The following is a 14,251-nucleotide window of genomic DNA, read 5'->3' as shown; positions in this document are numbered from 1 at the left end:
TGGATAATATTTAGGCTATGGTGTAATAAATGGTATGTTTTAAATGGATGGCTGTGGTGTGATCATTGGCTTGGGTACCTGGATGGCGGGCTCTGCCTGCGCCGCCAGTTTCCATAGCCAGGCCACCAGGATGATGGCAAAGCTGGTTTCCAGCAGCATGGGGAAAGCCTGCAATCGGATGGCTGCTGGTGAAGCTACGATGGTAAAGGCGGCATTTACCAGCCAAAAGCTGGTCACTAATACCAGTGGTTTACTGTAAATAGCCTGATGTCGGAATCCGCGGAGCCAAACAAAGCAGATGAGGCAGCACAGCAATACCACGTTCATGCTACCTGAAAGTATGGGGTATACATCCAGTATATAGGCTTTTGGGTCCTCGATGCGGCTACTCACCTTCCTGCTTTTGTATCCAAACCAGGAACTGGCAATCGAGCTTACACTATCTTTCCCGTCATTATACTTTTCGAGAAACTCGGTGGGCGGGGCATAATACTTGATCAGGTTGGGCCATAGAAAGTGTTCGGCATATTGTAAGGGATATTGCTTCAGGATATAAGTGCCATATTCCTGGAAATACGGGCCCATCAGCGCCCATTTCTTTAATTCTGTGGCGGCGGTGTCTTTCCTTTTTAGGGCTACCTGGTCCCGGTACCGGTGCAAGGGTAAATGCCTCGTCCACATATATACCGTACTGGCTTTTATATTTTCGCCTGGATATTTTTTTACATCACGATGCGTATCGAAGTAACGGCGCACCATGCTGTCCAGTACTTTGAATTTGGCAGGCACGGGTTTGCGGTCGGCGCTGTCTACATACCGGTAAGTGTACAGCGCATTGTTGGCAGCCTGCCACCCGCTAAATGGTGAAAATTGCCAGGTGTCGGCAAGTGCCTTGTATTTATTGCCGGTATAGAAGATGAACAGACCGATCAGCAAGGCGGGAAGGGCAATGCCAATAGCTTTCTTATACCAGGCCAGCCTGGCCAGTAAAAAAGCGATAAACGCAATGGTCGGATACACCAGCGCATTATACCGAACGGTAAAAGCAAAGGCCAACACCACGGTATGCCAGAAGAGTATGCGGTTGCTGGGGCGGTGCACGACCCACAGCAGCAAGGAAAACCACGTAAAGCTCAGGCTCATAAACAGGCAGTCGCTGCTCACCAGGTTAGCCATGTACAGGAACAGGGGATTAAGTACCAGTACGCCTACCAGGATAAACTGCGTCACCCGGCTGATCTGGTGAAAGAAAAAAAGCGTAAATAAAAAGAACAAACCGCTGGCTTGTGCCAGGAGGTATTGAAAGGCTGTCAATGCCAGGTCCGACCGACTGAATACACTAAACAACCGTAGGAAACGTGAATACCCAATAGGATGCGTATTGATATCTGCATTGTTAGCTGCTGCACGGATATACCCAAAGGAATCGCCATGAATATAGCTGGCAAAGGGATAGAAGTATTTGAAAATAGCAAACTGCGCAATCACCGCTATCAACGCAAACCACAGGAAGCGGCGGTTCAGTTTGTTGTGAAACAGAAAATCTTTGAAGCTTACTGTTGTTGCCAACTCCTGGTTAATAGGGGGGCGTTTTTGGGGAGGGATCGGCTCACTGCTAGCTGGTGTTGCAGTTGTTTCGTCAGGTTCTTTATTTTCCTCATGGTACTCCTGCTCCGTATTGATGGCCCATAAGTTATCCTTGCTGGAGATACCGGCGCAGATATGGTCCACAGCCACCATCGCTGTCAACATGCTATGGTCGGCATTATTGTACTTGTGCATTCCATTACGCCCTACCAGAAAAAGATTTTGCAGCGTATCGGTATAGGCCCGTATTTCATCAAACCGCTCGTAAGCGCCGAAATAAGCTGGATAAGTTTTAGGTACGCGCAACACGGTACTATCCAGTACATCATCCACTGCTATCAGTCCTATTTTTTCCAGTTCCGCTATGGCAACGGCTTTGATGCGTTCATCCGGCAGTTGCCAAAAGGCATCCGTTTCATTACAGAAGAATTCCATGCCGATCCACATGTGGTCAGGGTTGGCCACCATGTGTGGACTCCAGTTGTGGAACAGTTGCAGCCTGCCCACTTTTACCCCCGCATCCTGTATATAGATCCAGTTATCCTTCAGGTTAAGTTGCTCCCAGGTCCCGGTTCGTTGGTGCTGCGTAGCCATGCGTTTCAACAATATCCCCACGGTAATGAAGTCGCGGTACAGCAGCCCGCTGGCTATTTCACGTACGTTGGCCGGTACGGCCCCCTGCATACCGCCGATCAATTCCTTCACCGGCATGGTGCTGAAGAAATAATCTCCTTCCAGGTACAGCGATTCTCCGCTTTGGTTATTCACAGCTACAATAGCAGTTACCTGGTTATTATTGGTATAGATTTCTTTTACATCGTGATGCATGTGAATGATGCCACCCATGGCCTGCACCTGTCGGGCCACCTCTTCCCACAATTGTCCCGGCCCCAGTTTGGGATACAGGAACTGCTCGATCAGACTGGTCTCGGTGTCCTTTTGTGCAATGTTTTCGTCGTTGCTTTTCTTTTTCCGTTTGGTGATCTCCTTCACAGCATGGGCAATGGCCTTACTGATGCTCACGCCCTTGATGCGCTGTGCCCCCCATTCGGCCGAGATGTCCTTACAGGGAACGCCCCATACCTTTTCGGTATATTCCTGGAAGAACAACCGGTACAGCACCTTGCCAAAGCGGTTGATCATGAAGTCCTCCAGGTTTTGCTCCGGCCTGCGGGGAAGAAGCTGCGCCCGCAGGTACGAAAAGAGGATGGCCAGTGTACGCACCAGGCCCAGCTTTTTCAGGGTGTCGATGGATAAAGTAATGGGATAGGTAAAGAATTTACGTAGAAAATAAATGCGTGAAAGCCGGCGGCGTACCAGCATTACTTTATCACTATCCTGATCATTAGTCACGTGTTCGGCTGTAGGCTGAAAGCTGGCAGATTGATGTTGGTATTGAAGGTTGATGGATTTGTCGGCACTGTTTTGCAGCGGCAGTATATTCAGCCACCATTGCATCACCCGGTCGCTCTTGGAAAAGAAGCGATGCCCGCCAATGTCCATGCGGTTACCCTTATAGTTCACCGTTTTGGAAATGCCGCCGATATCGCCGCTTTTTTCCAGGATGATAGGCGTAATGTCAGTTCGCTTTAATAATTCGTAGGCAGCAGTCAGGCCGGCTGGTCCGGCGCCAATGATGATCGCTTTTTTTTGCATAAGGATGAGGTATGATATAGGTTCGCCTGCATGGATATGCTGGTGCACATCCCGTAAAAAGTCGGTCCTATACATGAATGAATAGTAGTGGTACGGTGCTCGTTAGAAAGCTTGAATGTTGTTATTAGTTATGCGTAAAAAGAAATTCGAATGGTACTGTTTAGGTTGAATAATGAATAACGGTCCGGCTATGGTATAGCAATAATTTGCCTGGAAGAGTTCCTGTATAAAAACCGTTCACCGGTAGAATCGTATGCAATGTACTGTAGCGCAATAATGAGATTGGAACGATACGTGCTGCAAGCGGTAGTTTTTTAAAAGGTTGGGTCGCCCTCATAGGGCGGCTCACCCTTTTGCATTGAATAACTATACTACATTGAATACGGAAAGGCCAATGGTTAAACCTTTAGCTGATTCGTTATAATTAGATGGCCGCTGATGAGCCATCTGTAAACAAACTATTAAACTGCATGAGCCAAATGAAAAATGGATGGACAGCGTTATGCCTGCTGGCAGCAATAGGCGCCAACGCGCAAACCTGGAAAATGCAACCCGTTGCCCTGCATACCCGCTGGGCCAAAGAAGTAAAGGCCGGTAAGCCCCACAATGAATACCCCCGCCCGCAAATGGAAAGGCAACAGTGGACCAACCTCAATGGCCTGTGGGAGTATGCTGTTCAGCCAGCGGATGCTGCCACGCCAACTAACTGGCAGGGACATATTTTGGTTCCCTTCCCCCTGGAGTCTGCACTCTCCGGTGTAAAAAAAGTTTTACTGCCAGAGCAACGTCTTTGGTATCGCCGAAGCTTCGATAAGCCGATATTGAAAGCAGGGGAGAAACTGCTGTTGCACTTTGGTGCCGTGGATTATCAGTGCTGGGTATACCTCAATGGAAAAGAAATAGGCACACATGAAGGAGGATATACTGCCTTCAACTTCGATATTACGGCTACCTTGAAAGAAGGCGCCAACGAACTGGTGTTGAAAGTATACGATCCCTCCGATGCCGGCATCGGTCCGTGCGGCAAGCAGGTATTGAAACCGCAAAGCATTTATTACACGCCCAGCTCCGGCATCTGGCAAACAGTTTGGCTGGAGCAGGTGCCGACAGCTTATATAGCCAGCCTACAACTGACACCACAACTGTCTGGCACTACATTAGAGAAAGGAAGTTTAAGCATCAGTAGTCAGATAAAGGGAGAATGCAAGGGCTGTATACTGGAAGTGTCTATACCACAAACCAATACGGCCGCTACGCTTCGCCAGGGACAAAGTGGTCAATATACCGGCGCATTGAATTTCAACCAGCCGCAACTATGGTCGCCCGCAACCCCTTACTTGCACGACCTGGTAATACGCCTGAAGAAAGGTGGAAAAGTGATTGATGAAGTAAAGTCTTACGTTGGCATGCGGCAGGTAAGTGTGGAGAAAGATAAAGAAGGCACAGAACGCATCTTCCTCAACGGCAAACCTTACTTCAACCTCGGCACCCTCGATCAAGGTTTCTGGCCCGATGGACTGCATACCGCCCCCACCGATGCTGCGCTGCGTTTCGATATAGAAGCCATCAAGGCCATGGGTTTTAATACCATCCGCAAACACATCAAGATAGAGCCTGCCCGCTGGTACTACCATGCCGATAAGTTAGGCATATTGGTATGGCAGGATTTTGTACAGCCCAATCCACGCCTGCCCGAAGGGGCCAAAAAGATATTCGAACAACAGGGGAAGGAAATGATGGAGCAACTGCGCAATCATCCTGCTATCACCACCTGGGTATTGTTCAACGAAAAATGGGGGCAGTACGACCAGGAACGGCTTACTAAATGGGTAAAAGCTACCGATCCATCCCGTCTTGTAAACGGTCACAGCGGCGAGATCCTATACGTAAATGAAAAGCTACGTAGCCCCAGTCCAAATGCCTATGTTGCGGCGGATATGACGGATGTGCACAGTTATCCCGATCCCATGATCAGCATCTCCATGCCTGGCAAGGCCCGCGTACTGGGCGAGTTTGGCGGCATCGGCGTATTCATCCCCAACCACCAGTGGAACAGCAGCAGTGCCTGGGGGTATATCAATGAAAAACCTGCCGGTCTCAAAGCCAAGTACAGCATCATGACCAAGCACCTGCAGTTACTGCAAAAGGAAGGTCTGAGTGCCAGCATCTATACCCAGCCTTATGATGTGGAAGGGGAACAAAACGGTCTCATGACTTATGATCGCGGGGTGATCAAAATACCCTTGAAGGAGTTGCGGAAAATACACCAGCCGCTCAATCCGCAAATAGGCTCTTTACCGGAGGTGACCATCGCAGATGCCGACCTCACAGAGCCGGGCGAAGCCTATGCAGCCATGCTGGACCAATACATGAATGGCAAAACCGATCCTGCCTTCCTCAAAGAACTGGCCCTGGCCGCTGCACAAACTGGCGACCGTGCCGGCGTGAACCGCTTCAATATCGCTTTCTTCGCTTCTCTGAAAACGCCGTACTCACCTGAAGACCAGGAATACATTGAGGGCAGCACCAAAAAAGTAACAGATCCTGGTTTTGGTATCTTGCAGCAGCAATTGCAAAGCAATCCCAACCGCCCTCTGCATACCAAACTCATGAACATCATTTACCAGGATGTGATTGCCCCCTACGTACCCAATCCACAGGTAAAGCCCAACTGGAATGAAATAGCCGAAAAAGTAAAACCCTATGGTGCACCGGGTGATGAAATATTCCTACGTGCCAAATCCATCCACCTGCTCAACCAGAAAGACTGGGAAAACCTGAAGCCCGTAGCCAAAGAATACCTCGATAAATACGGACAATACGTAAAGCCCGAAGAAAAGAAAATGCTGGAGGACAAAATATAGGAGCTTTACAAAAGGAATAGTTAGTCCCATATCCTGATACGTTCTAAAACGGACAGGCCAATAAAACGTCTGTCCGTTTTTGTATGCGCAGAATAAACACATTATGGATCATTGTATTTTTTTTCGCGGGTGCTGGCCAGGCGCAGCAGGTGCTGCCCCTGTACACCGATAGCATTCCCAATAGTATCGGCATCGTAGCAGCCAATGAAGTGCCTGCCATTACCGCTTACCTCCCTTCTGCGGCTACCACTACCGGCACGGCTGTGATCATTTTCCCCGGCGGGGCCTATACCTTCCTGGCCACCAATACAGAAGGGACGCCCATTGCAGAAGCCTTTGTACAAAAAGGCATTGCTGCCTTCGTGGTCAAATACCGCTTGCCCAAAGACGCTACCATGCGCGATAAAAGCCTGGCGCCCCTCATGGATGCACAGCAAGCTATCAGGCTGGTAAAAAGCAAAAGCAAGGAATGGAACATCGATAGCAACAAAGTGGGCATCATTGGCTACTCGGCAGGTGGTCACTTGGCGGCCATGTTGTGCACACATTACGATACCAGTTACATCCCTAATCCCGAGCATACAGGGCTGCGTCCCGCTTTCATGATTCTGGTGTATCCCGTTATCAGTATGGAAGCCGGGCTCACGCATCGCGGCTCACGGGTAAAACTATTGGGTAAGGAACCTACAGATAAGCAGGTACGTTATTTTTCCGCCGAAGCCAATGTTACTCCACAAATGCCCCCTACCTATATTACCCATGCGGGCGACGACGGGGTGGTAACGGTGGAAAACAGCGTGGTTTTTTACCAGACCTTGCGGCAAAAAAATGTCAACGCAGAACTGCACATTTACCCCCGGGGCGATCATGGTTTCACCCAGCGCCTGCCGGTAGAGGAATGGCTCGATCCTATGTTGCGTTTTTTAAAACGGAGCGGTTGGTATTAGGGTTTCAGGTTGTGTTATGGCTGAACGTCTGCTTTATCCAGTTCCAATCCCGTTTCAATGCCTTTCAGCCGCGCATCAATACCACGAGTCATCCATACTGGAGCAGGTGCTCCCTTCAGATAATGATCAAAGAATTGAGTCACACGTATCGTGAGGTCTTGGGCATCCTTTTTAAGGATCACACCATGGTTGCCTTGGTCATATTGCAATAACCAAGCTTTTTTTCCCATCCGCCACATAGAGACGAATAATTCTAACGCTTGCAGAAAAGGTACAGCTCCATCAACTTTATTGTGAAACATCAAAAGCGGACTCATTATCTTGTCAACATGCAGGATGGGATTTTCAAGATACCTGTCACGATGTGTCCAGATATCGGAACCTTGTATTGAATCCTCACTTACTTGAGATTGCATTCTGGGGGTTCCAAGATCGGTAAGTTGAAGTTGATTCGTTACCAAATCACTAGCCCCAGCTCCTTCAAATACTGCAGCAAACCGGGTACTATGAGTAAGAATATAGATTGTGAGTGCACCGCCTACACTATGGCCTGATATGGCCATTTTTGTACTGTCCACAAACGGCCGTCTGGCTAACCAGGTGGCCGCGCCTTCCACGGCATTAAGTGCAGCAGCTCCTTTTAAAGCCTTATTAAAATAAATATCAGGTATAAATACGAGATATCCGCGACTTACAAACCAGGGAATATTAATATGAGCAGACTTTGTATAATCAGGCTCGAGGTAATCATGCAGGCGCAGAGTTTCCTGTTTATAATAATAGATTAATACAGGGTACTTCTTATTCTCATCAAAGTTTTCAGGCTTGTAAAGTAATCCTTTGGTTATGCTGCCATCCTGCTGAGTAAAAGATACCAGTTCCGTAGTAAGCCAATTATACCTTTGGGGTGGGGATACATTCGTGAGTTTCTTCATTGTTTTCAAATCCCGGGTCACATACAGATTAGGAGGCTCTGAGTTGGTCATCCGCTGCACCAGCCATACATCTGCATCATGAGCCTTTAAAGGCAATAGCCCTCTTGATACATCTCCATATGCTAACCTGTCAGGTAAATATTGCACGTGAGCACCTATGGATAATGGCTCAGGATCGCCAGGTCTGTCCGGCCGGATCGCATAAAAACCAGTTTCCTTTGTCGTCATATTGACAGCCGACAACAACAAGCGGATATCAGGACGAACTTTAATATTGGGAGAATAAGGTTCACGTTCTCCCTGGCAAGGAATGATATCAAATCGGATATTATTTTTGCGCCCATATTCCCCAGTTATATTTACAGGAGACTTTTTGCCAGTTACATCCAGCTCCCAGATATCATAATAATCATTGACCAATACTGACTTCCTTCCTTCTAACCACCAAAAATTCTGGCTTTCGGGTACTTTAGATTGGATAAATTTAAAAAATTCAAAAACTCCTCCTGCTAAATTATAAGGAATAGCAGCAGAAAGGTTTTGATAACTGTCTGTGGAAAAATTATAACAAAGGTACTGCCGCTCTCTTCCATCAAAACAGAGAATCCAGCTATTATCATTAGGAGGGTAAAAAATATGAGTAATGCTCCTTTTAAGTTGCCGGCGCCCGCCATTCTTCAACGATACAACAAAATAACTTGGTGGCAACTTTTCCCAAAGCCGGCTCGTATTCTCATTTTTTATGGTCAAAGCATAATCTCCTCGGAGCGTGAGTAATGGTTCTTCGGGCGTAGACAATAATAAAGTCTCTTTAGCTCCTTCGGTTGCGATAGCCGCACTGTATATTTTTTCTTTCCATATTCGTGACTTCCTATTTTTCTTTTTAGATGAGATGTTTATATCTTCAAGTTGTGCAGACATCATAAACTTGTCTTTATAATGCCATACATCCAACTGCACCGCATTTGGACTGGTTTTTTGGTTATCATTTTCTGTTTCTTTCAGATCGAATACAATATATTTACCATTCGCACTAAATCTTGGTAACTGGGGAACAAGCTCCAGGTCAGCATTGAGGCTGACAACTGTTCGATGATTGACCATTTCCGCTGCTTGTTCCATACCTTTTTGATAATACCAGATAGTTGGCGTCAATTTACCAGATTGCTTTGCTTCCACAAGAAATACTATTCGGCTACCGGAGGCATCTACTAAGTGCCCGCCTATTCCAATATGCTTGTCGGAGGTTGACCATATTTCCTTTGATTGGCCAGAGGTCGGGTTTACCCATTGCAAGTTTCTTCTCTCACCATCATGTGCTAGTAAAATCAATACCCGCCCATTTTCATCAAAGTCATAACTGCTTACATGATCGTGCCATGTTGTTTTACCAGTGGCAAGTTGCATTACCGACAAGTTTCCGTTTTTATTAAGGTAGCCAAACCAGTCTTTATGGGTGAAGCTTGGTATCCCGGCGTTGTTAAAGTGACGCTCCTTACCGTTTAGGAGGTTTTTTAGGATGCAGGAACCATCCTTCAGCATAATGGCAATCCACTCATTACAGTCATCATTTTGGGGCAACTGGTAAGCAATTACGCCGCTTATCACGGTTTTTGCATCACTGCCCAATGACAGAAAGCAAAGGCTGTCTTTTGACTGGAAAATATACTGCCGGTTATTGCCTGCGAAGAAACCCGGTTTGATGCCCAGCACTATGTGCCGCCAGTCATTTTCTGTCGATTGTACTACTACGCCCTCCTTAGTAGCATAACTGCAATAGCGGCCATCGCGGCTGAGGGTGGCACTGCGGAAGTCAACTGCCGACAAAACTGCTTTCCATTGCTCGATGCCATTGAAATCAATAGGAGTCTTGCTGCCGGTAGCCACAGGTTCTCGGTAAAGGTATTGCTCGGGAGATTGTCCCTGTGTATTAATGTAAAGTACAATGGCTGCAATCAGTACTATAAATAACCGCATGATAAAATGATGGTTTGATACAAAAAGCGAGGTTAATCACTATAGAACGTGTGATACGTTCACCTAACCACTACAAATGGACAATTTTTAATGATACTACCCAATACTATGCAGCAGATATTACCGGTCACAGCAGTTTTTATACTGATCAAATTACAGGAAAAATTGTAGGTTAACAGGGCTGCTGGTTCTAGGTCGCCTGTGGTTGTGCAGACGGAGTAGGAAAGGTTTCCAGCGGCTTGTTTTTCCTAGAAGGTTTCTGCAGCCATTTGAGCAACGGCTTTTCCACCCACCAATAAAAGGCAATACTGATGCCTAGGGCCACCAATACCTGGAAAAAGATACTTAAGTCCGGTGGCAAAAAGAATCCCACTTGCCGGTACAAAATACCAAGCAGCGAGAAGGCAGTGAAATGTACCAGGTAAATAGAGTAGGAGGCATCACCCAACAACATGGAAAAGCGGTTATTCCAAAGTCTGTTCAGCTTTCCGGCTTTGTCCAGGAAAATACAGCCGGCGGCAATGCAACCGCTGGGCAGGCCCCAGTACAGGAATCTGTCCAGGCTTAGGCTGCCATTCATAATAGGCATGATAGCGGCTATCAATGGGTTATTATAAAATACCAATACTACATATCCGGCAATACCCACCACCAATAGTAGCACCGGTATCCACACTGGAATTTTCTTTAGATGCAGGTAAAGCTGGCAAAGCAGTACACCCGTTAAAAACTCCAGCATGATGGGGTTGGTGATAAAAGCAAACCGAAGGTCGGTGGGCCTCAGCACATAGCGCAGCAAGATGAGCACACCGATAATGGCGGACAATAACAGTATCTTCCTTTTAACGCGGGTGAGAATCGTGAGGAAAAACAGGATGTAGAACAGCCATTCAAAGCTCAGGGTCCAGCCGATCATTAGCAGGGGCGAATAACCATCGCCCAATGGAATGACCATCAAGGTATCTAAGGCGGAATTGATAAACTTCTCCGACCAGATAGGGTAGGTTTTATGGGCCATCCAGGATCTGATCATGAGACTGAGAATGTAGACGATGCTGGCGATATAATAAATGGGATTGATGCGGTAAAAGCGTTTCTGCAGGAATTGGGTGCCTTCGCTGGCGCCGGTGTACTTACCTGCTACATAAGTAATGATAAAGCCAGAGATTACGAAAAACAGGTCTACCCCGATGCACCCCACATCGCTTAGGTAGTGGAAGCGTCCCTGCCACGGCTTGCCATACCGCTGCGTCAGATCGATGGAATGCGCATACACCACCAGCGTCGCCGCCATGCCCCGCAAAAATTGTATAGAGCCGAGTTTCATAACCGGGATAGTTTTAATGAGGAATGATGGTGTTATGAAGGTATCCCATTAAAATAATGAGGATGGTAGTTTTTGTGATTGTAGCAGTAGTTGTAAAGTAGCAAACAATGTTACTATTGCGTAGCTTGCCGAAAAGACCTTGTTCGTTCTAAGGAATTCCCCGGTGCCGGGATTGTTTGGCTTTGGTTTGGGAAATATAGTAAGGTTGAACCGGATACATGAAGTAATGAGTTTGTGGTTGATATGAGGGCGCTTTTTGTAATTAAAAATGCATGATATTTAGTCTGCAATGCAGGCCACTATTAAATTTAATAACTGCCATTATTTTATCTTCCTGCTTCCCTCTAAGCTGGATGTTGAAATTATTGTCCCTGTTGTTGGAACTCATCGTTTGCAAACTATAGCTGCCATCAGCGTTTTTAGAATAAATTTTATATTGTACAGAATGCATTTCAGAAAGCATAGTTTCTGCAGATCTGCCCCATTCTCCTTTCGGATTTATAAAACAGTTAACAATGGTATCGCGCTTTGCACTATCCTTTACATAGGATACTTTGAGTTGGTATTTTTCATTTTCTGCAAATTCCTTCCCTGCAGTCATATATACTCCGTAATTGGGGTGCACATAATCAATAAGGCTTATTGTGTCATTCCAGACAGGTTTATAATCAGCCCAATTTGAGAAACCCTTAAAGGCCTTGATGTTTTTTACTGTTTCTGATTTGGCATCCTCAAATATGTTTTGCCAGTTTTTTGTATTGTTTTTAAGGCTTTTTTCCCGGTGCAAAGAGTTTATGAGAGAATTTGTAAAGAAACTTCCGCCTCTTGGATCTGGATAGGAATAATAACCAGGCTGACTGCTTGTAATAATAACCTCACCGGAAACATTTCTGAATAGTTCGGTATAATTAATTCTGTCTATTGAATTTACAATTATCGGAATGCTCGAAGGTTGAATTGTCGATTCAGGTGGTTGTTGGTTTTGAATCAACCCTGGTGTCTTTATATAATTGACTGTTTCTTTGATTTCGTGCGCTATTTTATTACATGCATCAATAATAGTTATTTGAAGGTTAAAACGTACTTGGTTTCTAATGTGTTGGTGGAGTGAATACGAGTTAATTCCTTTAAACGCTTCGTTTTCTATGGCAAGGTTGGGAAATAAGGTGGTGTCTTCAGAAACTCTATAGCCATGACTTGAGAAATACACGATGAGCACATCATATTGGCTGAAAGTTTCACCTTTCCAGGATGTTTTTAGAATGCTGTCGATGGCTTTTGTAGAAAAGTTATTGATTGTGAGAATGTGTTTATTATGATCTTCATATTTTAAATTGGCTGCTACAGCAATATATTCAAACTCCCTGCTTATATTGTTAAGGTCCTGCTGGCAGAACTTTCCAATAGCTGGGTCATATGTATCTGCAAAGGCAATGGTATGCAAGGTTACTACCTTGTGAATTGGTTCTTCATATTGTTGTGCACGAACCTTTACAGCTGTATTTATTAAAAGTGCGATTATAAACAGAAACTTCATTTTCATCTCTCTTAGATGCAAATTTATGTTTTTTGCATAAGTGAGGGGCGGAATTGATTTTCTTGAAAGAGCTGTTCCGACCGGCATCTGCATCATCTATTCACCAGAAACAAAAGCTCCTAACCAGGCCTTAACCCATTTAATAATTAAAACAAAAAAACAATAACGATAGCAATCACTATTCAGCGAATGAGCTGGGTGCTGATCCAACAAATACACAAAAGGATTAAAAAGGCATCGCTGAAAGGGAGATATGGTTGGTGAGTGAGAAAAATAAAAAGGAAGGTCTTGCTGCTAATCTCTGTGAGTTCATTACAACTACCTTGGACCGTAATAAGATCAAATATAAAGGGTTTGAGTGATAATAAACAAATCGCAGACTTTTAAATAAAGGTAAAAATGCATTGGATTGATAATGAGAACAATTTTTATCCGCGTAGGTTGTAAGAACAGAAAAGACTTCACTACTCCTGCTCCACATAGTGTATTTTCCCATCTTCATCAACCCCCAAAACCGGTGGCGAAAGGTCCACGATAAACTCAGACAGCAGATCAATAGGGGCTGTTTCTACTTGTTGTTCTTCCGTCAGCCTGGAGAGCCGTTCCACCACAATACCCGAAATGTCAAGCACAGTGCTTTTTTCTCCCAGTACATTATAGATCACTTGTTCGGTAGCTGCCTGGTATTTTTTGCCGGCCGGCCTGTCGATATCTGTATAAATAGTGATCACCGGTGGTCCATTGTCGATGTCCTTATACAATTCAAGCGGAAGAAAGAGAAGGTCATCAACATCAAACGCCAGGTGGCCGAAACGTTCGTGGATGCAATAGTCCGGCTTACGGGGCGGTTCAAAAGCCATCACCTCCCAGGGCAGGGAAAGCGGCGCTGCGGCTGCCAGTGCTTCTACCCCGGCAAAATGCCGGTAGTCGCCCCGTGCTGAAATAATAATGCGGGGTAAGTTGTCTTCCTGGTTCCATTCCAGGTTGGCATAAAGGCCCTGGCCGCAATATTGATGGAAGACCGTTTCAAATTCTTCCTTAGTAAGGGTAGGTGCAGGGCAGGCATTGGTCAGCAGGCCAAGGCAACGTTCATGGTTGTTGGCAAACCATTGCCAGAAAGTAGGATAGTTGTCGGTCATAAAATAAATATATAAAAAATGATGGTAGGGTAGTTCATGTTTAAAACCCCGCCCGCGAGGGCGGGGTTGTTGGATCAAAGGATAAGGACTAAAACGGGTACATCATTCCTCTTCACGCTCCACCACGGCCTGGCTCACAGCCCCGGCCACCGTGCCGTAGGCTAAGCACCTGTCGCCTTTCCATATTTCTATGACAGGTTTACCTGTGCTCGCCCCCGAACCGTACTTACACGTCTCCATGTATACGGCTCTCCATTATTACCTTCAGTCTATTCCCCAGTA

At 46.0% G+C, this 14,251-nt stretch carries 7 protein-coding genes; 2 read left to right on the top strand and 5 right to left on the bottom strand.

Annotation, left to right across the window (positions count from 1 at the left end):
- Positions 1-39: 39 nt before the first annotated feature.
- Positions 40-3,243, bottom strand: a complete 3,204-nt coding sequence (locus HB364_RS21945) for an NAD(P)/FAD-dependent oxidoreductase (RefSeq protein WP_167290484.1) — start codon at positions 3,241-3,243, stop codon at positions 40-42.
- A gap of 470 nt (positions 3,244-3,713) precedes the next feature.
- Between HB364_RS21945 and HB364_RS21940 the strand changes: the two genes are divergently transcribed.
- Both HB364_RS21940 and HB364_RS21935 read left to right on the top strand, forming a co-directional pair.
- On the top strand, positions 3,714-6,107 hold the full coding sequence (locus HB364_RS21940) for a glycoside hydrolase family 2 protein (protein WP_208420052.1): 2,394 nt from the start codon (positions 3,714-3,716) through the stop codon (positions 6,105-6,107).
- 83 nt (positions 6,108-6,190) lie between these two features.
- Positions 6,191-7,054 (top strand): alpha/beta hydrolase, encoded by an 864-nt coding sequence (locus HB364_RS21935; RefSeq protein ID WP_167290483.1) that lies wholly within the window; start codon positions 6,191-6,193, stop codon positions 7,052-7,054.
- 14 nt (positions 7,055-7,068) lie between these two features.
- On the opposite strand, the gene HB364_RS21930 is transcribed toward HB364_RS21935, so the two are convergent.
- The 4 genes from HB364_RS21930 to HB364_RS21915 form a co-directional block, all read right to left on the bottom strand.
- Positions 7,069-9,966 carry an alpha/beta hydrolase family protein gene (locus HB364_RS21930; protein ID WP_167290482.1) on the bottom strand — a complete coding sequence of 966 codons (2,898 nt, stop codon included), beginning with the start codon at positions 9,964-9,966 and terminating at the stop codon, positions 7,069-7,071.
- A 190-nt stretch (positions 9,967-10,156) separates the two neighbouring features.
- Positions 10,157-11,293 carry an acyltransferase family protein gene (locus HB364_RS21925; protein WP_167290481.1) on the bottom strand — a complete coding sequence of 379 codons (1,137 nt, stop codon included), beginning with the start codon at positions 11,291-11,293 and terminating at the stop codon, positions 10,157-10,159.
- Between the two features lie 262 nt (positions 11,294-11,555).
- On the bottom strand, positions 11,556-12,917 hold the full coding sequence (locus HB364_RS21920; RefSeq protein WP_167290480.1) for a caspase family protein: 1,362 nt from the start codon (positions 12,915-12,917) through the stop codon (positions 11,556-11,558).
- A gap of 377 nt (positions 12,918-13,294) precedes the next feature.
- Entirely contained in the window at positions 13,295-13,969 is a 675-nt protein-coding gene (locus HB364_RS21915; protein WP_167290479.1) for a hypothetical protein, read from the bottom strand.
- Positions 13,970-14,251: the final 282 nt, after the last annotated feature.

Source organism: Paraflavitalea devenefica (assembly GCF_011759375.1).
Taxonomy (GTDB): Bacteria; Bacteroidota; Bacteroidia; order Chitinophagales; family Chitinophagaceae; genus Paraflavitalea; species Paraflavitalea devenefica.
This window is presented reverse-complemented; position numbering and strand designations above follow the sequence as displayed.

Coding starts and splice junctions, on each gene's coding strand:
- HB364_RS21915 (WP_167290479.1), bottom strand. CDS start 13,969: ATGACCGACAACTATCCTACTTTCTGGCAATGGTTTGCCAACAACCAT.
- HB364_RS21925 (WP_167290481.1), bottom strand. CDS start 11,293: ATGAAACTCGGCTCTATACAATTTTTGCGGGGCATGGCGGCGACGCTG.
- HB364_RS21945 (WP_167290484.1), bottom strand. CDS start 3,243: ATGCAAAAAAAAGCGATCATCATTGGCGCCGGACCAGCCGGCCTGACT.
- HB364_RS21930 (WP_167290482.1), bottom strand. CDS start 9,966: ATGCGGTTATTTATAGTACTGATTGCAGCCATTGTACTTTACATTAAT.
- HB364_RS21935 (WP_167290483.1), top strand. CDS start 6,191: ATGCGCAGAATAAACACATTATGGATCATTGTATTTTTTTTCGCGGGT.
- HB364_RS21920 (WP_167290480.1), bottom strand. CDS start 12,917: ATGCCGGTCGGAACAGCTCTTTCAAGAAAATCAATTCCGCCCCTCACT.
- HB364_RS21940 (WP_208420052.1), top strand. CDS start 3,714: ATGAGCCAAATGAAAAATGGATGGACAGCGTTATGCCTGCTGGCAGCA.